The following is a 19214-nucleotide window of genomic DNA, read 5'->3' on the forward strand; positions in this document are numbered from 1 at the left end:
GCACCCCGGCACCCCGCCCCCGGCACCCCGCCTCCGCGTCCTGTCCTCACGCCTTGGCTCCGCGCCTGGCCCGCGTCCTGTCCCACGCCTTGGTCCCACGCCCGGCCCCCGTCCTGTCTACGCGTCCCGTCCCCGTTCCCACGCCGTCCCCCGGCGGCCTGACCCCACCGCCCAGTCCCTCGCGCTGCCCTGCGTCCCGTCCCACGGCCCCAGTCCCGCGCCTGGCCCGCGATCGGTCCCCAGGCTCCGCTCCCACTGTCCGATCCGCGCCTCCCCCCGCCCGGTCCTGCGTTTGCCCCGCGTCCTATCCCCGCTGCCCGGCCCGCCGTCCTGCCTCCGCGACCTGCCTCCGCGACCTGGACCCGCGACCTGGGCCCGCGACCTGGGCCCACAGCGCGGCCGCGTGTCCTGGCTTTGTCCGGTCCTCGGGTTTGCCGCGCGGTCCGACGCCGCGTGCCGATCCGGCTGGGTCACTCCGCGCCTTGGCCTCGCCTGTCTCGCCCGGCGTGCCTGGGCGCGACCTGGCGTCTTCTGCGTTCGGCGGACGGTTGTGAGCGTCCTGGCTGCGTCTCGCCTTTGTCGGACGCTGACGTAAGCTCTTCCGGGGCTTGTTCCCGCGGTCGGCGGGAACATCGCGCAGGACCGGGGACACCGAGCAGGACGACGACGACCGGCACGGCGCCGGGTGAGGAAGAAGAGGGGCGCAGTGGCTGCTGAGGTGGAGATCGGCCGGGGCAAGAGCGGCCGCCGGGCGTACGCCTTCGACGACATCGGCATCGTGCCGTCCCGCCGGACGCGCGACCCCGAGGAGGTCAGCGTCGCCTGGCAGATCGACGCCTACCGGTTCGAGATGCCGCTGGTCGTCGCGCCGATGGACAGCGTGGTCAGCCCCGCCATCGCGATCGCGGTCGGACGGCTCGGCGGCCTCGCCGTCCTCGACCTCGAAGGGCTGTGGACGCGCTACGAGAACCCCGAGCCCCTGCTCGCCGAGATCGCCTCGCTGGACGACGTCCGCGCCACCCAGCGCCTCCAGGAGATCTACTCCGAGCCGATCAAGGAGGAGCTGATCGGCCGCCGGATCGAGGAGATCCGCGAGTCCGGAGTGACCGTGGCCGCACGGCTGTCGCCGCAGCGCACCGCGCAGTTCCACAAGGCCGTCATCGACGCGGGCGTCGACCTGTTCGTGATCCGCGGGACGACCGTGTCCGCCGAGCACGTGTCGGGGCGCGCCGAGCCGCTGAACCTCAAGCAGTTCATCTATGACCTGGACGTCCCCGTGATCGTCGGCGGCTGCTCCACCTACACGGCGGCGCTGCACCTCATGCGCACCGGCGCGGCCGGGGTGCTCGTCGGGTTCGGCGGCGGCTCCGGGCACACCACCCGGACCGTCCTCGGCGTCGCCGTTCCGATGGCCACGGCCGTCGCGGACGTGGCCGCCGCCCGCCGCGACTACATGGACGAGTCCGGCGGACGCTACGTTCACGTGATCGCCGACGGCGGCATGGTCAACAGCGGCGACATCGCCAAGGCGTTCGCGTGCGGGTCCGACGCCGTGATGGTCGGCTCGCCGTTCGCCCGGTCCACGGAGGCGCCTGGACGCGGCTACCACTGGGGCAGCGAGGCGCACCACGGCGACGTCCCGCGCGGCACCCGCCTCGAACTCGGGACGATCGGGACGATGGAGCAGATCCTGCACGGTCCGTCCCATGTCGCGGACGGCTCGATGAACCTGATCGGCGCCCTGCGCCGCGCGATGGCGACGTCCGGTTACACGGAGCTGAAGGAGTTCCAGCGCGTCCAGGTAGTGGTGGCCCCCCGCCGCTCCACCGACTGACCGTCCCACCGCCCTGGCGACCCACTGCTTGGCCGCCCACCGCCTAGGTGTCCCACCGCCTAGGTGTCCCACCGCCTAGGTGTCCCACCGGCTGGGCGTTTCATCAGCCGGGCGCTCCACTGGCCGGGCGGCCCACTTGCTGAGCGCTCCACCGGCCGGGGTCCCACCAACTGGGCCTTTCACCGTCCGGGCGTTGCACCGCCCCGGCGTTTCACTGGCCCGGCGTTTCACTGGCCCGGCGTTTCACTGGCCCGGCGTTTCACTGGCCCGGCGTTTCACTGGCCCGGCGTTTCACTGGCCCGGCGTTTCACTGGCCCGGCGTTTCACTGGCCCGGCGTCCCACTGGCTGAGCGCTCCACCGGCGGGGCGTCCGACCGGCCGGGGGTTCCGCCGGTTGGGCGTTTCTCTGGCCGGGCGTTTCAGCGGCTGAGCGCTCCACCGGCGGGGCGTCCGACTGGCCGGGGGTTCCGCCGGTTGGGCGTTTCTCTGGCCGGGCGTCCCACCGGCCGGGGGTTCCGCCGGCTGGGTGTTTCATTGGCTGGGCGCTCCACTGGCACGGCGCTCCACTGGCACGGCGTCTCACCGGCACCGCGTCTCACCGGCTGGGCGTTTCACTGGCCGGGGGTCCCATCAGCTGGGCGTCCTACCAACTGGGGCGCTTCACTGCCTGGGCGTTCCTGGTGCCTGGGCGGCCTCGCCGGTTGAGCGTCATCGGCTGAGGGGTCTTCAGCGGTTGTTCTCCGCGGTCTTCGGGGGCGTTGGTTTCAGGCTGTTGCTTTCCGTGGTGCCTGGGGGTGACGGTCTGAGACCGAGGCCACGCGGAAACGGTCCTTTGCGGGGTGGAGCCGTCCCTACTCTGGGGTAGGTAACGCTCGGAAACCGAACCGCTGTGGGGGGAATCGCGATGACGGGATCACCTGTGACGGGCCTGGGCAGCTCCCGGCTGGGCCCGGCCGAACGGGCGGCGGCGCTCGACCGCATGGCGCGCGAAGAGTTCGACGTGGTCGTCGTGGGTGGCGGCATCGTCGGGGCGGGCGCGGCGCTCGACGCGGCCACCCGCGGCCTGTCCGTCGCGGTGGTCGAGGCGCGGGACTTCGCGTCCGGGACGTCGTCCCGCTCGTCCAAGCTGATCCACGGCGGGCTGCGCTACCTGGAGCAGTACAACTTCGACCTCGTCCGGGAGGCCCTCACCGAGCGCGGGCTCCTCCTGCAGCAGATCGCGCCGCACCTGGTGAAGCCCGTCCCGTTCCTCCTGCCGACGACCCACCGCGTGTGGGAGCGCGGGTACTTCGGCGCCGGGGTGGCGCTGTACGACGCGCTCGCGTTCCAGATGGGGAGCACCCGCGGCGTCCCGCACCACCGGCACCTGACCCGGCGGGGCGCGCTGCGGCTCGCGCCGTCCCTCCGCAAGGACGCCTTCGTCGGCGCGATCCAGCTCTGGGACGCCCAGGTGGACGACGCCCGCTTCGTGATGACGGCTCTGCGCACCGCCGCCGAGTACGGCGCGCAGATCGCGTCCCGCACGCAGTGCATCGGTTTCCTGCGCGAGGGCGAGCGCGTCACCGGCCTGCGCATCCGCGACCTTGAGGGCAACACGACCAGTGAGGTCCGCGCGAAGCAGGTCGTCAACGCCACCGGCGTGTGGACGGACGACATCCAGGAACTCGTCGGTGGCCGCGGCCAGATCCATGTCAAGGCCTCGAAGGGCATCCACCTCGTCGTCCCGAAGGACCGCATCCACTCCGCGACGGGCATCCTGCTCCGCACCGAGAAGTCGGTCCTCTTCGTGATCCCGTGGGGCCGCCACTGGATCATCGGCACCACCGACACCGCCTGGGACCTCGACAAGGCCCACCCCGCCGCGTCCAAGGCCGACATCGACTACGTCCTCGACCACGTCAACACCATCCTGAACACCCCGCTCACCCACGACGACGTCGAGGGCGTCTACGCGGGCCTGCGCCCTCTCCTCACCGGCGAGACCGAAGAGACCTCGAAGCTCTCCCGCGAACACGTCGTGGCGCACCCCGTCCCGGGCCTCGTCCTGGTGGCCGGCGGCAAATACACCACCTACCGCGTCATGGCCAAGGACGCCATCGACGCCGTCGCCCACGGCCTCGACGGCAAGATCCCGGAGTCCTGCACCGACCGCGTCCCGCTCGTCGGCGGCGACGGCTTCCAGGCCATGTGGAACGCTCGCCACCGTCTCGCCACGCGCTCCGGGCTCCACGTCGCCCGTATCGAGCACCTTCTGGGCCGGCACGGCACGCTCCTGGACGACCTCCTCGAACTGATCTCCGAGAAGCCCGACCTCGGCAAGCCCCTCGCCGGCGCCGACGACTACCTCCGCGCCGAGATCGTCTACGCCGCCAGCCACGAGGGCGCCCGCCACCTCAACGACGTCCTCGCCCGCCGGACCCGCATCTCCATCGAGACCTGGGACCGCGGTGTCGGCGTCGCCCAGGAGGCCGCCGACCTGCTCGCCCCCGTCCTCGGCTGGTCGAAGAAGCAGCGCGACCGCGAGATCGAGTACTACCGCAAGCGCGTGGAGGCCGAACGCGCCTCCCAGACCCAGGAGGACGACCAGGAAGCCGACGCCCATCGCCGGGGCGCCCCTGACATCGTGCCCACGGCCTAGGCCGTGTCTCGAAGTCTGGTGTGACGGTGTGTCGTGATCTCTAAGTAGCGAGGTCTCCGGTAGAGGGTTCATCGACCAAGAAGAACCAGAAACACCGGAGACCTCGTGGCCACCTTAGCGGTGACGAGGCGGTTCGACCTGTCCGACGAGCAGTGGGCGCGGCTGGAACCGTTGCTGCCCGTGCCCGTGCGGCCGGGTCGGCCCTCGAAATGGACCAAACGGCAGCTCATCGACGGTATCCGATGGCGGATACGGGTCGGTGCACCTTGGCGGGACGTCCCATGCTGCTACGGCTCTTGGCGGGCGGTGTACGGGTTGTTCCGCCGCTGGCAGCGCGACGGCACTTGGGCCAAGATCCTTTCTGGGTTGCAGGCCTGGGCCGACGCCGCCGGTCTGATCACCTGGCAGGTCAGCGTGGACTCCACCGTCATGCGCGCCCACCAGCACGCCGCCGGAGCCCGCCGGCGCGGCGAGTTGCAGGCCGAGCCGCCCGGAGGAACCGTGTGCGAGCCCGACGATCACGCTCTGGGACGTTCGCGCGGTGGGCTGTCGACCAAGCTGCACCTGGCCTGCGAGCAGGGCCAAAAGCCGTTGTCGCTGGTGGTGACGGCCGGGCAGCGGGCCGACGCGCCGCAGTTCGAGGTGGTGATGGCCGGGATCCGGGTCGCCCGTACAGGTGGCGGGCATCCCCGCACCCGGCCCGAACGGGTCCGCGCCGACAAGGCCTACTCCTCCCGCGCGATCCGCGCCCACCTGCGCCGACGAGGCATCGCAGCCACGATCCCCGAACCGGCCGACCAGGCCGGTCACCGGCAGCGCAGAGGCACCCGCGGCGGTCGACCACCCGGTTTCGACCCGGTCGACTACCGCGAACGCCATGCCGTCGAGTGCGGCATCAACCGGCTCAAACGCCATCGCGCAGTCGCCACCCGGTTCGACAAGCTCGCCGTCCGCTACCAGGCCACCGTCCACATCGCTGCGATCAACGAATGGCTCTGATCAACTTTGAGACAGGCCCTAGCTGAGCGGCTGGATGATTCCGCCGCCGGTGCCGAGTTCGAGACGGCGCACCGAGACGAGCCGCGCGGCGGTACTGCCGATCAGATGGCAGGAGTCGAACGGCTCCTGCGTGACGTACATGAAGATGGTGGCGCTCGGCCCGCCGCTCCAGGTGGCGCCGTCATCGGCCTCCGCGTAGAAGAACGCGAACGTCGCGGACGTGTTGAGGACGTACTTCTGCTGGCCGGGATCGAGTTGCCACCAGCCCCGGGTACCCCAGCGGCCGTAGTCCGCGCAGTCGTCCGGAGACCAGAACATGATCGCCACCCACAGCCGCGAGCCGTGGTCGTTGCGGAAGTGCAGTTGCATGGCCTACTCCGTCGGCTCGGCGAATCGCTGGGCCAGCGGCCTGTCGTCGAGCGCGGTGGGCGGCTGCGGCCCCGCCTCGGCCGCCGCGCGCCTGCCGGTGCCGGCTCGCGTCGGCGCCAGCGCGGGCGCCTCCCGCAGACCGCCTTCCTCCGCGCCGGCCGGCGGCGTGGCCGCGAACTCCGTCGTCGGGTCTGGTTCGCGCTCAGCCATTTTGATCACCTTTTCCGGTCGTTCTGGATTTCAGTCGCCGGATGCCCGAAGGCGCCACGCATAAAGCCACTAATTCACAAAACCCGCATCAAAGAACGACGCTTGTGCAGCGAAAGGACGAGAGCCGAGTCGACAGCGCGGCGACCTTGGATCCGCGCTCGAAAATCAGACTTGAACGACACTTGGTAAAAGGATGAGCCGAGCCGGCGGCGCATTCGGCGCTCAGCCGTGCAGGCGGCGCCCTTACCGGGCGCGGTGCGGCGGGTTCAGTTGATGTTCATGCCGCCGTGGACTTCGTTGATGGTGATCTGGTGCTTGACGTCACCGTTCACGATGTTGGTGATGCCGCCGTCGGTGGCCGTCGCGTCGATCCGCGTCCGCGCGCGCCGGTCGTCGACCTCGGCGCGGAACTGCGCGTTCTCGCTCATGGCGTGCCGCAGCGCCGCCTCGAGGTCGTCGGCGAAGGCAGGGTCGTCCTCCATGGCGTTCTGGAGCGCCTCGGCCAGCCGGGCGATGCGCGCGTCGGTCGGGTCGGCGATCGCGCCGCTCAGGATCTCCGCGTCCGCGGACCTGCGGCCGAGCCTGCCGCGGACCTTCCGGCCGAGCGCGGCGATGCCTCCGGGCGGCTCGGCCTGCAACTCGCCGCGCCGGCGGGCTCCGGCGGCGTGCTGGTGGGCGCGCATGACGGTGGAGTCCACGCTGACCTGCCAGGTGATCAGACCGGCGGCGTCGGCCCAGGCCTGCAACCCAGAAAGGATCTTGGCCCAAGTGCCGTCGCGCTGCCAGCGGCGGAACAACCCGTACACCGCCCGCCAAGAGCCGTAGCAGCATGGGACGTCCCGCCAAGGTGCACCGACCCGTATCCGCCATCGGATACCGTCGATGAGCTGCCGTTTGGTCCATTTCGAGGGCCGACCCGGCCGCACGGGCACGGGCAGCAACGGTTCCAGCCGCGCCCACTGCTCGTCGGACAGGTCGAACCGCCTCGTCACCGCTAAGGTGGCCACGAGGTCTCCGGTGTTTCTGGTTCTTCTTGGTCGATGAACCCTCTACCGGAGACCTCGCTACTTAGAGATCACGACACACCGTCACACCAGACTTCGAGACACGGCCTAGGCCGCCGGCCGCGCGCGTCGAAGAGACGCCGCGTGGACCGATGATTCTTCCTCCTCCCCGGTCTCTGCCATCTGTGAAGGAACCCGGACTAGGAGGAAGATATGAGACGCGTGGTTCTCTCCATGATGACCAGCGTGGACGGCTTCATCGCGGGGCCGGACGGCGACCTCGACTGGATGATCTCGCCGGACGAGGACCGGCAGGCCGAGGCGCTGGAGCAACTCGACGCGATCGACACCGCACTGATCGGCCGCGGCGTGTACGAGGAGATGGCGCGGTACTGGCCCACCGCGTCGGGCGAGTACGCGGACCGTGTCAACGCCATGCCCAAACTCGTCTTCTCCCGCAGACCCGAACCCCTGCGGTGGACCAACGCACGCATCGTCCCCGTCACTGGCGACGCGGACCTGGTCGATCAGGTGACGCGGCTGAAGGCCCGCCCTGGCCAGGACATGGTGCTCTTCGGCGGCGCACGGCTCGCGCAGTCCTTCGCGCGGGTCGCTCTGGTGGACGAATACCGCTTGTGCGTCCAGCCGGTCGCCCTCGGCTCGGGCCGCCCGCTGTTCGGCGACCTGAAATCCAGAATGCCACTGACCTTGACCGCGACCCACCCCTTCCCTTCCGGCGCAACCCTCACCACCTACCAACCAACCTCCGGGGGTTAACACCTGACCTTGTCCGCGACCCATCCCTCCCCTACCGGGGCTGTGCTGGCTGTTTGCTGATTGGCTTTGGGGGGTGGTAGTGGGCTTCGTCTGCGATTCCGCTCTTCTTCCGGCGCTGTGCTGGCTGTCCGCCGATCGGCTTTCGGGGGTTGGCGGTGGGGCTTGTCCGTGATTCCGCTCTTCTCTTCTGGGGTTGTGCTGGCTGTTTGTCGTTCGGCTTTGGGGGTTAGGGGCGGGCCTAGCGCGCGATCTAGCTCTTCACTTCCGGGGCGGCGCTGGCTGTTTAGCGATCGGCCCTCGGGGGCTGGGGCTGAACTTGTCGGCGGTCCAGTTGTTCTCCTCTGGTCCGGGGGCTGGCCGTTCGGCCTCCGGGCCTTGGGTTAGGGGTTGGGGTGGCCTTGCATTAGGGCTTTGCCGGTTTTGTAGAGGTCGGTGGGGACTCGGGCGGGGTCGAGTAAGTGCTGGAAGGCGAGGCCGAAGTCGAGGGCCATGGTGAGGGTGGCGCGTTCGTCGGGGGCTATGCCGTCGGCGGGGTCCAGTTGGCTGGCCAGGCGGGCGCGGCGTTCGGCGTACCAGTCGGCGATGCGCCAGCCGGCGGCGTAGTCGCGCATGCCGTAGAGCCAGAACTCGACGAGGAGCAGGGCGAGTTGGCGGGCGCGGTCGTCAGGGGTGTGGCGGGCTGAGGAGCGGCCGGCGGGGTCGGCGTCCTCTTCGGCGGCGCGGAGTTCCTCGCAGACGTCGGATTGGGCGGGGTCGCTGGTGAAGCGCTCCATCAGGGCCAGGAGCAGGTCGGTCTTGCCGGCGAAGTTGGAGTAGACGGCGCCCTTGGTGAGTCCGGCGGCGGCCGCGATGTCGTCGAGTGACGCGCCGTGGATGCCGTGTTCGGCCCAGAGGCGTTCGGCGGCGGTGAGCAGTGCGGTGCGGGTCTGGTCGCGGCGGTCCCGGCGTTGCCGGGCGCCGTCGGACGGTCGCGGGGGGCGGGGCACCGTCGTGTCACCCTCGGGATGGCCGCCGTGGGTGTCCCTCATGCGTTGTTCCCTCCGTGTGCGGGGACGCGCGTCCGAGGCGGTGGACCGCGCGCCGGGATTCTCCTCGTGTCCTTCGGAATACACCGGTCGGACACGGTCGGTCCCCGAGTTGCGCAACTCCGACTGGCTTGGAACGGTCCGTTCGGTGCCGGGTGACAATGAATCGGGAGCTGTACGGCAAAGCGCCCAAGTCGTCCGTTACTTGCGGGTAGCCAAGAGCGGTCAGGGGTCATACGCTGCGTGCATGGCATCTCCGACGGTCCCCGCCAAGGGCGCGGCAGAGCGCACGCTGCCTCAGAACCTGACCGACCGGCTGGCAGCGCATGTCGCCTCGGACGGCGCCGACACCGCGACGATCCCGAGCCCGTTCACCGGCGAGGCCCTCGCGACCGTTCCGCTGTCCAGCGCCGACGACGTCCGCAAGGCCTATGCGCGGGCCCGCGAGGTGCAGGCGGCGTGGGCGCGGTTGCCGGTGGGAGAGCGGGTCAAGCCGTTCCTCAGGCTCACCGACGCGCTCGTCGACCGGCGCGAGGAGATCCTCGACGTCATCCAGTTGGAGACCGGCAAGGCGCGCCGTCACGCGATGGAGGAGTTCCTCGACGTGACGATGTGCTCGCTGTACTACGCGCGGCGGGCCGCGAGGCTGCTGAAGCCGCGGCGCAGGCAGGGCATGATGCCGGGGCTGACACGCGTGCGGGAGCTGCGGCACCCGAAGGGCGTCGTGGCGCTGATCGCGCCGTGGAACTATCCGTTCGCGCTGGGGGCGAGCGACATCGCGCCGGCACTGATGGCGGGCAACGCGGTGATCCACAAGCCGGACACCCACACGTGCCTGTCCAGCCTGTGGGTTCTCGACCTGCTGATCGAGCTGGGGTTGCCGCGCGGGCTGTGGCAGGTCGTCGTCGGCGAGCCGTCCGAGATCGGCGACCCGCTGGTGGAGGACGCCGACTACGTGTCGTTCACCGGGTCGACGCGGGGCGGCAAGGCCATCGCGGAGAAGGTCGCGCCGCGGCTGGTGGCGTACTCGCTGGAGCTCGGCGGGAAGAACCCGATGATCGTGATGCCGGACGCCGACGTCGAGCGCACCGCGAGGGGCGCCGTCCGCGCGTGCTTCACCAACGCCGGGCAGCTGTGCATCTCGATCGAGCGGATGTACGTGCACGAGGACGTCTACGAGCGGTTCGTGCCCCGGTTCGTCGAGCTGGTGAAAGGCATGAGGCTCGGGCCCGGTCTGAACTTCGACGCCGAGATGGGGTCGCTCACGTCCGCGCGGCAGCTGGACGCGGTGACGCGGCACGTCGACCAGGCGGTCAAGGAGGGGGCCACCGTTCTCGCCGGTGGGAAGGCGCGTCCGGACATCGGGCCGTTGTTCTACGAGCCGACGGTGCTCGCGGACGTCAACGGCGACATGGACGTGTGCGCGAACGAGACGTTCGGCCCCGTCGTCGCGCTCTACAAGTACCGGGACGAGGACGAGGTCGTCGCCCGCGCCAACGACACGCCGTACGGGCTGAACGCGTCGGTGTGGACGAGGAACCCGGCGCGGGGCCGCCGCCTCGCCGCCCGCATCCAGGCGGGGACGGTCAACATCAACGACGGGTACGGCGCGGCGTACGCGTCGTACGACTCGCCGATGGGCGGGATGAAGCAGTCCGGTGTGGGGCGCCGCCACGGGTCGGAGGGCCTGCTGAAGTTCACCGAGGTGCAGACCGTCGCGAGCCAGCACATCATGGACCTCGAACCTCCGGGCGCGATCGGCTACGACCGGTTCGCCGACGCCATGGCGACCGGGATCAAGCTCATGAAGAAGCTGCGAATCAAGTAGGGATCGCTCGTGAGGCATGACTTCGACGTGCTCGTCATCGGTTCCGGGTTCGGCGGGAGCGTGTCGGCGCTGCGGCTGACCGAGAAGGGGTATCGCGTCGGGGTGATCGAGGCGGGGCGGCGCTTCGACACGAACCCGTCCGGCGCGCCGGGGTCGCGGTATCCGGGGCTGCCCAAGACGAACTGGCGCATTCGCCGTTACCTGTGGGCGCCGGCACTCGGGCTCACCGGGATCCAGCGGATGCACCTGATCCGGGGCGCGAAGTCGAGCCGGGTGATGGTGCTGGCGGGCGCGGGCGTCGGCGGCGGGTCGCTGAACTACGCCAACACCCTGTACGTCCCGCCGGAGCCGTTCTTCAAGGACCGGCAGTGGGCGCACATCACCGACTGGCAGGACGAGCTGGCGCCCTTCTACGAGCAGGCGAAGCGCATGCTCGGCGTCGTCCAGAACACGACGACGACCGAGGCCGACAAGGTGATGAAGAAGGTCGCCGACCGGATGGGCAAGGGCCACACCTACGTCCAGACCCCGGTGGGCGTCTACTTCGGGCGCGGCTCCGGGATCGAGAGCGCCGACCCGTACTTCGGCGGGGCGGGCCCGCGGCGCCGCGGCTGCCTGGAGTGCGGCGAGTGCATGGTCGGCTGCCGTCACGGCGCGAAGAACATGCTCACGGAGAACTATCTGTACCTCGCGGAGAAGGCCGGGGCGCGGGTGATGCCGCTCAGCCGCGTCACCGTCGTGCGGCCGCTCGCCGACGCCGGCTACGAGGTCGAGATCGTGCGGACGGGCTCGTTCGGACGCGACCGCAAGACGCTCACCACCGGGCAGGTCGTCTTCGCCGCCGGAACCTACGGGACGCAGAAACTCCTGCACAAGCTCAAGGCGACCGGCCGCCTCCCGGGCCTGTCCGACCGGCTCGGTGCCCTGACCCGCACCAACTCGGAGGCGATCCTCGGCGGCGGCCGTGCCAACGGCAGGACGGGCCCCGACTTCTCCGCGGGCGTCGCGATCACCTCGTCGTTCCACCCGGCCCCGGACACGCACATCGAGCCCGTCCGGTACGGCCGCGGCTCCAACCTGCTCGCCGCCCTCCAGACGCTTCTCGTGGATGGCGACCGGCCCGGCGAGAAGCACACGCCCCGGCTCGTGAAGTTCGGCCGCGAGGCGGTGCGCCGCCCCCGGCACCTGCTCCAGCTGCTGGACGTGCGGCACTGGTCGGAGCGGACCGTCATCGCGCTGGTCATGCAGACCCGCGACAACTCGATCACGCTGCGCCCGAAGCGGGGCCTGTTCGGCTGGGACGTCCGCGCGTCCGCGGGCCACGGTGAGCCCAACCCGACCTGGATCCCGGAGGGGCATGAGGCGACCCGGCTGATCGCCGAGGAGATCGGCGGCATGCCCGGCGGTACGTGGGGCGACCTGTTCGACGTCCCGATGACGGCCCACTTCCTCGGCGGATGCGCGATCGGCGACTCGCCCGAGTCGGGCGTCATCGACGCCTATCACCGCGTCTACGGTCACCCGGGCCTGCACGTCGTGGACGGCTCCGCCGTCTCCGCCAACCTGGGCGTCAACCCGTCCCTCACCATCACGGCCCAGGCCGAACGCGCCATGTCGTTCTGGCCGAACCGCTCTGAGGACGACCCGCGCCCAGCCCTTGGCGACGCGTACCAGCGCCTCAACCCTGTCCTGCCGAAGAACCCCGCCGTCCCGGCCGACGCGCCCGCCGCCCTGCGGCTCCCGATCGTCGACATCACCTGACACGACCGCCCCCCGAATCCCGTGGCGAACCCCGTGCCTGAATTCTCGGGCCGCCTCGGGCCGGTCGGAAGTGGAACGCGATCCTGTGGATAACTCCGGGACGATCAGGCCAGGTTCACCAGATGCGCCGACGGCCCGTAGTTGATCTTCCAGTCGGCGTAGACGCCCATCGCGCCGTCCGCGAGGCAGCGCAGGCCGACGCTGACCCACCGGACCTCTCCGTCCGGATGGAGGGAGAAGCCCACGGCGGCGGCGAACTTGTCGCCGCCGCACGGGCACTCGCACTCGACCGGTTCGGCCTCGTCCCAGTAGTCGGCGCTGTCCACGATGAACTCGGACGTCCCGCACGCGGTGCACGTCCGCCGGGCCACGTCGTCGTCCGCGACCACGCGGAAGGCGCGCCCTTCGCACCGGCCGCAGACGGATTCGGTGACCTCGCCGACGGCAAAGCCCTCCGCCTGGAACTCGCGGATGGCCGCCGCGAGATCCGCGAAGTCCTCACCGCGCCGCTGCTCACTCGATCCGGGTTCTTCGATCACGTGCCCCATCCTCGCCAGGACCACCGACATTCAGGCGGGCGCAAAGGTCCGGCGCCGGAGTGGCTCCCGCGCGCCCGGAGGGGAGGCGTGCGTCGGAGCGCTCCGGCGCCGGACGGTGGTGGCTATGCGTTGCGGTAGGCCGTCCATTGGGCCTGCATGCGCTGGGTCTGGCCGGAGGTGAACTCGGTCATGCAGGCGTCGTAGCTGTAGTCCATGAAGTTGTGGATCGGGTCGGCCCCGGCTGAGGAACAGGTGTCGCGGCCGGTGGGGCAGCCGGAGGCGGGGCTCTGCTCGGCGGGGGTGTCGGAGACCTGGTCGCCCTCGCCCGAGCAGCCGCCCTGGAACGTGTGGTAAAGCCCCATCCAGTGACCCACTTCGTGGGTGCCGGTGTCGCCCTCGTTGTAGTTGCCGAGTGAGCCGCCCGGCAGGCTCTGGTAGTGGACGACGACACCGTCCATCGCGGGCTGCGAGCGGTAGCTGCTCGGGAACGTGGCCCAGCCCAGCAGGCTGCTGCCAAGGTCGGCCGTGTAGAAGTTGAGGTCCTGCGCGTTGCCCGTGTGCAGGGCGCTCTTCATCTGGCGCTCGTTGCCTTCGGGGTCGGAGAACCAGGCCGCGTTCTGCGTCCGCTTGATCTCGGCGAGCGTGAACGTGACGCCGCTCCCCTTGTAGGCGGCGTTGAGGATGTCGAGCTGCTTGTTCAGCGTCGCGTCCGGGATGTTGCCCGCGCTGCCGTGCACGACGTGGAAGTGCACGCGGACGGTGATGGCGGCGGTGTGCTTCTTCCGCAGCTTGCTGATGCGGTCGTGGAAGTCCTTCTCCATCGCCGCCACCTGGGCGGCGCCGGGCTGGTTCCGCTCGATGACGTGGGAACCGGCTCGGACGCGGGCCTGCGCGGGCTGGTCGGCGCAGTCGGCGGACGGGGCGGCGGTGGTGGCGGGCGCGGGCGCGGGTCCGGCGATGGCGGGGGCGGGCGCGTACGCCGTGAAGACGGCGAGCAGGCCGAGGGCGCTGGCGATTCCGGCGCGTTTCATGGAACTCCTAGGGGGGTGGCGCGAGCATGGGAGGCGCGCGCGGGGGAGCGGAGTTACTGCTGGAACAAGAGTGGATCCGAACATCCATCGCGTCTTTGGCAAACCTGGACGAATCAGGAGGTCTAACGCTGAATACGTCGCTCTAGCGCGGGCGGCGTAGCGTGTCCGCATGGACGTCGAGGACGAGGCGGCACGGATCCTGGCGGAGCTGCGGGCGCAGGCCGACCCGGTGCGCGCCGCGAATGAGAAGCGCTATCTGAAGAGCGACTTCACGCACATCGGCGTGCCGATGCCGGCGTTGCGCAAGGTTGCGCTGCCGGCGGTGAAGACCAAACCGGCGCGGGACGAGTTGGTGGCTCTTGCCGAAGCACTCTGGGACGTGACCGAAGAAGGCCGTCCGGTGCATGAGGCTCGCATGGCCGCGATAGAGATCCTCGCCAAGCGGGCCTCATCGCTCGAACCGCAGGACCTCGGGATGGCCGAACGGCTCATCCGCGATTCGGCGAGCTGGGTGTACGTGGACCATCTCGCCGAAAAGATCGTCGGCCCCCTGGTCATCCGGTATCCGGAGCTGGCCACGGCACTGGACGCCTGGGTCGGCGACCCCTACATGTGGATACGGCGTACGGCCGTCCTGGCTCTGCTCGCAGGCGTCCGGACGGGAAACCCGGATCTGGAGCGGCTCGACCGGTTCGGGGACGCCCTGATCGGTGAACGCGAGTTCTTCATCCGCAAGGCCCTCGGATGGGTCTTGCGCGAGCTGTCGAAGAAGGACCCGGAATGGGTGGTGGCGTGGGTCGAACCACGCGCCGGCATCATGTCCGGGGTCACGCTGAGGGAGGCCGTCCGCAGGCTGTCGGCCGAGGACGCCGCCCGCATCCTCGGCCGCTAGGCCCCTGCTAGCTGCTACACGAGGGCGCTAGGCGCGGTACGCCGTCCACACCTTGTGGATGCGGGAGCCCTGCCCGGCGGTGAACTCCGTCATGCACGTGTCGTAGCTGTAGTCCATGTAGTTGTGCACCGGGTCGTCACCGGGGGACTCGCACGTGTCCTTACCGGACGGGCAGCCGTTCGTGGGATCGCGTTCCGCCGGGGTGTCCGCGACCCGGTCGCCTCTGCCTCCGCAGCCGTCCTGGAACGTGTGGTAAAGCCCGAGCCAGTGGCCGACCTCGTGCGTGGCGCTGAAACCCTTGTTGAAGTTGTCGATCGGGCCGCCTGGCATGCTGCCGTAGTGGATGGTCACGCCGTCCATCTTCGGCTCGGACTTGTACTTCCACGGGAACGTCGACCAGCCGAGCAGGTCTCCGCCTATATGCGCGCTGTAGAGGTTGAGCGTGCTCTTACCGCCCTTACGGAGCCTCGGCTTGTACGTCTCCTCGTACCGTTCGGGGTCGCTGAACCAGGACGCGTTGTCCGTACGGCTCACGGCGCGGAGCGTGAAGGTGACACGGGTGTTCGCGCCTCCATTGCGTCCACCGTAGGAAGCGTTCAAGGTGCTGATCTGGCGCTCGACCGCCGCCGTGGACACGTTGCCCTTTGAACCGTCGTGCAGCACGTGGAAGTACACGGGAATGCTGATGGGCGCGGCGGCGCGCAGGTCGTCGCCGGTCGACTGGCCGTCCGTGCCCTTCTTTCCGCCTGAGCCGCCCGTACTGCCTGGGCCGTTCGGGCCGTTCGGGCCGTCCGTGGGGCGGAGGTCCAGGCCAAGGCGGTCCAGAATTTGGTTGAGTTGCTGTTCGACCGCGGCGGCCTCCCCGGGAGTCAGGTCGTTGGGCTCCCGTCCATGCCCGCCCGGCCGCAACCGCGCGTCGGCGTGGCCCGGCCTCAACCGCGCGTCGGCGTGGGCGTCGACGCAGTCGGCGGGACGCACAGCCCCTGGTCGCGCGGCGTCCGTACGGGCGCCGCCCGGCGGCGGACCGGCGGGCAAGGCCGGGACGACGGCGGCGATCAAGGCGGTGATGGCGAGCAGCTTCACGGCACTCCTAGGGAGGACGCTTGCGGACGGGAACCATGCGAATACAGGGCGTCATCAACAGGTATCAGAGCGAAGTCCTGCCCTGAGTGTGATCAAGGTAAATGGATGCCGACCGTTATCGGCGGATCGCACCATGTGATGACCGGGTCGAGGGCGCCCGCATCGGCCCAGGCAGCGGGCCCGTAGACTGAGGGGGTCGTTCCGGCCCGTGCGAAAGGCGTTCTTGGTGGCCGCAGACCAGTCCTTTGACACCGTTCTCGTCGTCGACTTCGGCGCACAGTACGCGCAGCTCATCGCGCGCCGCGTCCGCGAATGCCATGTGTTCAGCGAGATCGTGCCGTCCACCATGCCGGCCGAAGAGATGCTCGCCAGACGGCCCAAGGCGATCATCCTGTCGGGCGGCCCGGCGTCGGTGTACGAGAAGGGCGCCCCCGTCGCGCCGGACGGCCTGTTCGAGCTGTCGCTGCGGCAGCGCGTCCCCATGTTCGGGATCTGCTACGGCCACCAGGTGATGGCGCAGGCGCTCGGCGGGACCGTCGAGAACTCCGACGTCGCCGAGTTCGGCGGCGCGACCATCACCGTCGCGTCCCCCGGCATGCTGTTCGCGGGGCTGCCGCACGAGCAGCCGGTGTGGATGTCGCACCGCGACTACGTCAGCCGTGCCCCGTCCGGCTTCACCGTCACGGCCAGCACGGACGTGACGCCGGTCGCCGGCATGGAGGACCTCGGACGCCGCTTCTTCGGCGTCCAGTTCCACCCGGAGGTGCTGCACACCGAGCACGGCATGGAGGTGCTGCGGCGGTTCCTCTACGAGGGCGCGGGCTGCCGTCCGAACTGGACGATGGTGAACATCGCGGACGAGTCGATCGAGGCCGTACGGGAGCAGGTCGGGCATAAGCGGGCGATCTGCGCGCTGTCCGGCGGCGTCGACTCGGCCGTCGCCGCGGCGCTCGTCCAGCGCGCCATCGGCGACCAGCTGACCTGCGTGTTCGTCGACCACGGCCTGCTGCGCAAGGGCGAGCCCGAACAGGTCGAGAAGGACTTCGTCGCCGCCACCGGCGTGAACCTGCACGTCGTGGACGCCCAGGACCGCTTCCTCGCCGCCCTCGACGGCGTCGCCGACCCGGAGGCGAAGCGCAAGATCATCGGCCGCGAGTTCATCCGCGTCTTCGAGGAGGCGGCCCGCGAGATCGTCGGTGCGGACGCGCCGGAACCGGTCGAATTCCTTGTCCAGGGGACGCTCTACCCGGACGTCGTCGAATCGGGCGGTGGCACCGGCGCGGCCAACATCAAGTCGCACCACAACGTCGGCGGCCTCCCGGACGATCTGCGGTTCAAGCTGGTCGAGCCGCTGCGGACCCTGTTCAAGGACGAGGTCCGCGCGCTCGGCGAGCAGCTCGGCCTGCCGTCCGAGATCGTCTGGCGGCAGCCGTTCCCCGGCCCCGGCCTCGGCATCCGGATCATCGGCGCCGTCACCCGCGACCGCCTCGACATCCTCCGCGACGCCGACGCCATCGCCCGCGAGGAGCTCACCGGCGCGGGCCTCGACCGCGACATCTGGCAGTTCCCCGTCGTGCTGCTGGCGGACGTCCGTTCCGTCGGCGTCCAGGGCGACAGCCGCACCTACGGCCACCCGATCGTCCTGCGCCCCGTGACGAGCGAGGACGCGATGACGGCCGACTGGGCGAAGCTCCCCTACGAGTTGCTCCAGCGGATCTCGACCCGCATCACGAACGAGGTCCGCGAGATCAACCGCGTCACGGTCGACATCACGTCCAAGCCTCCCGGCACCATCGAGTGGGAGTGACCCCCTAGTCCCGCCCGGCCCCGCCTCTGGCGGCCGGGTGTCAGACGGGGGCGGGGGCGAGGGCGGCCTCGGCGTCCAGCGTCGCGGCGGTCGCGTTCACGACGGCGGCGATGCGCAGCGCCTCCTGCACCAGCTCCCGCGACAGGCCCGCCTCCCGGACGACCTTCTCGTGCGACTCCAGGCACCGCCCGCAGCCGTTGATCGCCGACACGGCCAGGCACCACAGCTCGAAGTCGACCTTGTCCACGCCCGGCCTGCCGGTGATCGACATCCTGAGCCTGGCGGGCAGCGTCGCGTACGTCTCGTCCCCGATCAGGTGGGTCGCGCGGTAGTACACGTTGTTCATCGCCATGATCGACGCGGCGCCCTTGGCCGCCTCGAACGCCTCGGCGGACAGGTGGTCGCCCGCCTCCTCGGCCAGCTCCCGGATGACGACGGTGCTCCGCGTGGCGAGGGCGCAGGCCAGTACCGTTCCCCACAGTTGCTGTTCGCCGAGCTGCGACGTGGAGGTCAGCGAGCCCAGGTTGAGCTTGGTGTCCTTGGCGTATCCCGGGAGGGCGCCCTTCAGCGCGTCAACGCTCATGGTCGTGCGTCCTTTCCATGCGTGTGGCCGGTCGCGCGGTCGCGCGACCGGCCACGTCGTCCGTTGCTCAGACCCCGGCGAGCAGCTTGGTGGCGTCGAGGGTGTCCTCGCCCTTGTTCCAGTTGCAGGGGCACAGTTCGTCGCTCTGCAGCGCGTCCAGCACCCGCAGGACTTCCTTGACGTTCCGGCCGACGGAACCGGCGGTCACCATGGAGAACTGGATCTCGTTGTTCGGGTCGACGATGAACGTCGCGCGCTGCGCCACGCCGTCGGCGGTGAGAATGCCGAGCTCCCCGCACAGTTCCCGCTTGACGTCGGCCATCATCGGGAACGGGATGTCCCGCAGGTCCGGGTGGTCCTTGCGCCAGGCGAAGTGCACGAACTCGTTGTCGACGGACGCGCCGAGCACCTGGGCGTCGCGGTCGGCGAAGTCCTCGTTCAGACGGCCGAATTCGGCGATCTCGGTCGGGCAGACGAACGTGAAGTCCTTCGGCCAGAAGAACACGACACGCCATTGGCCGTCGTAGGACTTGTGGTTGATCCTCTGGAACGCGTTGTCCGCGTCCAGCGAAACGCAGGCGGTGAGCTCGTACTCGGGGAACTGGTCACCGACAGTAAGCACGCATGCTCCTTCGTCATGAGAAAGGGGTTCGCCTCCACCACGAGAGGCGCGGGAAGCCGCCGTGCTCCCGCCTCGGCGGCTGCTGTCACTCAGCGTGCCGCAGGCCCGTCCGAAAGAGAAATCGATCTGTGTCGAACACCCGATAGGCGCTACCTATCAATAGCGCAGTGGTTGAGATGACCAGCGGCGCAACGAAGGCTAAGACAACGCAC

17 protein-coding genes are annotated in these 19214 nt (G+C 69.9%); 8 read left to right on the forward strand and 9 right to left on the reverse strand.

What is annotated here, in order from left to right; genetic code table 11:
- Nucleotides 1–718: 718 nt before the first annotated feature.
- From ACH34T_RS33025 to ACH34T_RS33035, 3 genes are all read left to right on the forward strand, one after another.
- Nucleotides 719–1834: a GuaB3 family IMP dehydrogenase-related protein gene (locus ACH34T_RS33025; RefSeq protein WP_328374311.1), complete on the forward strand. Its 1116-nt coding sequence runs from the start codon at nucleotides 719–721 to the stop codon at nucleotides 1832–1834.
- Between the two features lie 904 nt (nucleotides 1835–2738).
- Nucleotides 2739–4472, forward strand: coding sequence for a glycerol-3-phosphate dehydrogenase/oxidase (locus ACH34T_RS33030; RefSeq protein WP_396024870.1), 1734 nt, complete (start codon nucleotides 2739–2741; stop codon nucleotides 4470–4472).
- A 105-nt stretch (nucleotides 4473–4577) separates the two neighbouring features.
- Nucleotides 4578–5471, forward strand: coding sequence for an IS5 family transposase (locus ACH34T_RS33035; protein WP_396024871.1), 894 nt, complete (start codon nucleotides 4578–4580; stop codon nucleotides 5469–5471).
- A gap of 18 nt (nucleotides 5472–5489) precedes the next feature.
- On the opposite strand, the gene ACH34T_RS33040 is transcribed toward ACH34T_RS33035, so the two are convergent.
- The 3 genes from ACH34T_RS33040 to ACH34T_RS33050 all read right to left on the reverse strand — a co-directional run bounded on the left by ACH34T_RS33040 (nucleotide 5490) and on the right by ACH34T_RS33050 (nucleotide 7057).
- Nucleotides 5490–5840, reverse strand: coding sequence for a DUF1036 domain-containing protein (locus ACH34T_RS33040; protein WP_396024872.1), 351 nt, complete (start codon nucleotides 5838–5840; stop codon nucleotides 5490–5492).
- A gap of 3 nt (nucleotides 5841–5843) precedes the next feature.
- Nucleotides 5844–6050: a hypothetical protein gene (locus ACH34T_RS33045; protein WP_396024873.1), complete on the reverse strand. Its 207-nt coding sequence runs from the start codon at nucleotides 6048–6050 to the stop codon at nucleotides 5844–5846.
- Nucleotides 6051–6316: 266 nt separating this feature from the next.
- Entirely contained in the window at nucleotides 6317–7057 is a 741-nt protein-coding gene (locus ACH34T_RS33050; protein WP_396024874.1) for an IS5 family transposase, read from the reverse strand.
- A gap of 210 nt (nucleotides 7058–7267) precedes the next feature.
- Here ACH34T_RS33050 and ACH34T_RS33055 point away from each other — a divergent pair, with 210 nt between their 5' ends.
- On the forward strand, nucleotides 7268–7831 hold the full coding sequence (locus ACH34T_RS33055; protein WP_396024875.1) for a dihydrofolate reductase family protein: 564 nt from the start codon (nucleotides 7268–7270) through the stop codon (nucleotides 7829–7831).
- Nucleotides 7832–8211: 380 nt separating this feature from the next.
- On the opposite strand, the gene ACH34T_RS33060 is transcribed toward ACH34T_RS33055, so the two are convergent.
- Nucleotides 8212–8859, reverse strand: a complete 648-nt coding sequence (locus ACH34T_RS33060; protein WP_396024876.1) for a TetR/AcrR family transcriptional regulator — start codon at nucleotides 8857–8859, stop codon at nucleotides 8212–8214.
- A 244-nt stretch (nucleotides 8860–9103) separates the two neighbouring features.
- Between ACH34T_RS33060 and ACH34T_RS33065 the strand changes: the two genes are divergently transcribed.
- Complete coding sequence (locus tag ACH34T_RS33065; protein WP_396024877.1) at nucleotides 9104–10684, forward strand: succinic semialdehyde dehydrogenase; 1581 nt, start codon at nucleotides 9104–9106, stop codon at nucleotides 10682–10684.
- A 9-nt stretch (nucleotides 10685–10693) separates the two neighbouring features.
- Nucleotides 10694–12445, forward strand: coding sequence for a GMC oxidoreductase (locus ACH34T_RS33070; protein WP_396024878.1), 1752 nt, complete (start codon nucleotides 10694–10696; stop codon nucleotides 12443–12445).
- A gap of 104 nt (nucleotides 12446–12549) precedes the next feature.
- On the opposite strand, the gene ACH34T_RS33075 is transcribed toward ACH34T_RS33070, so the two are convergent.
- Nucleotides 12550–12984: a hypothetical protein gene (locus ACH34T_RS33075; protein ID WP_396024879.1), complete on the reverse strand. Its 435-nt coding sequence runs from the start codon at nucleotides 12982–12984 to the stop codon at nucleotides 12550–12552.
- A gap of 122 nt (nucleotides 12985–13106) precedes the next feature.
- The gene (locus ACH34T_RS33080) at nucleotides 13107–14015 is read right to left on the reverse strand and encodes a zinc metalloprotease (RefSeq protein ID WP_396024880.1); all 909 of its coding nucleotides are present in this window, start codon (nucleotides 14013–14015) and stop codon (nucleotides 13107–13109) included.
- 169 nt (nucleotides 14016–14184) lie between these two features.
- On the opposite strand from ACH34T_RS33080, the gene ACH34T_RS33085 reads away from it, so the two are divergent.
- Nucleotides 14185–14907: a DNA alkylation repair protein gene (locus tag ACH34T_RS33085; RefSeq protein ID WP_396024881.1), complete on the forward strand. Its 723-nt coding sequence runs from the start codon at nucleotides 14185–14187 to the stop codon at nucleotides 14905–14907.
- Nucleotides 14908–14934: 27 nt separating this feature from the next.
- Here ACH34T_RS33085 and ACH34T_RS33090 read toward each other — a convergent pair whose 3' ends face one another.
- A complete protein-coding gene (locus ACH34T_RS33090) occupies nucleotides 14935–15990 on the reverse strand; it encodes a zinc metalloprotease (RefSeq protein WP_396024882.1) in 1056 nt (351 codons plus the stop codon).
- A 223-nt stretch (nucleotides 15991–16213) separates the two neighbouring features.
- Here ACH34T_RS33090 and guaA point away from each other — a divergent pair, with 223 nt between their 5' ends.
- Complete coding sequence (gene guaA / locus ACH34T_RS33095) at nucleotides 16214–17797, forward strand: glutamine-hydrolyzing GMP synthase (RefSeq protein ID WP_396024994.1); 1584 nt, start codon at nucleotides 16214–16216, stop codon at nucleotides 17795–17797.
- A gap of 40 nt (nucleotides 17798–17837) precedes the next feature.
- Here guaA and ACH34T_RS33100 read toward each other — a convergent pair whose 3' ends face one another.
- Together ACH34T_RS33100 and ACH34T_RS33105 are read right to left on the reverse strand one after the other, a co-directional pair.
- Nucleotides 17838–18380: a carboxymuconolactone decarboxylase family protein gene (locus ACH34T_RS33100; protein ID WP_396024883.1), complete on the reverse strand. Its 543-nt coding sequence runs from the start codon at nucleotides 18378–18380 to the stop codon at nucleotides 17838–17840.
- Nucleotides 18381–18447: 67 nt separating this feature from the next.
- Nucleotides 18448–19002, reverse strand: coding sequence for a peroxiredoxin (locus ACH34T_RS33105; protein WP_396024884.1), 555 nt, complete (start codon nucleotides 19000–19002; stop codon nucleotides 18448–18450).
- Between the last annotated feature and the right edge of the window lie 212 nt (nucleotides 19003–19214).

The sequence above is a fragment of the Actinomadura sp. 9N215 genome (genome assembly GCF_044326345.1).
In the GTDB taxonomy this organism is placed as follows: domain Bacteria; phylum Actinomycetota; class Actinomycetes; order Streptosporangiales; family Streptosporangiaceae; genus Spirillospora.

Bases quoted from the DNA above. Each gene is read 5' to 3' on its own strand.
- ACH34T_RS33045 (WP_396024873.1), bottom strand. From the start codon at position 6,050: ATGGCTGAGCGCGAACCAGACCCGACGACGGAGTTCGCGGCCACGCCG.
- ACH34T_RS33060 (WP_396024876.1), bottom strand. From the start codon at position 8,859: ATGAGGGACACCCACGGCGGCCATCCCGAGGGTGACACGACGGTGCCC.
- ACH34T_RS33030 (WP_396024870.1), top strand. From the start codon at position 2,739: ATGACGGGATCACCTGTGACGGGCCTGGGCAGCTCCCGGCTGGGCCCG.
- ACH34T_RS33100 (WP_396024883.1), bottom strand. From the start codon at position 18,380: ATGAGCGTTGACGCGCTGAAGGGCGCCCTCCCGGGATACGCCAAGGAC.
- ACH34T_RS33065 (WP_396024877.1), top strand. From the start codon at position 9,104: ATGGCATCTCCGACGGTCCCCGCCAAGGGCGCGGCAGAGCGCACGCTG.
- ACH34T_RS33080 (WP_396024880.1), bottom strand. From the start codon at position 14,015: ATGAAACGCGCCGGAATCGCCAGCGCCCTCGGCCTGCTCGCCGTCTTC.
- ACH34T_RS33055 (WP_396024875.1), top strand. From the start codon at position 7,268: ATGAGACGCGTGGTTCTCTCCATGATGACCAGCGTGGACGGCTTCATC.
- ACH34T_RS33040 (WP_396024872.1), bottom strand. From the start codon at position 5,840: ATGCAACTGCACTTCCGCAACGACCACGGCTCGCGGCTGTGGGTGGCG.
- ACH34T_RS33085 (WP_396024881.1), top strand. From the start codon at position 14,185: ATGGACGTCGAGGACGAGGCGGCACGGATCCTGGCGGAGCTGCGGGCG.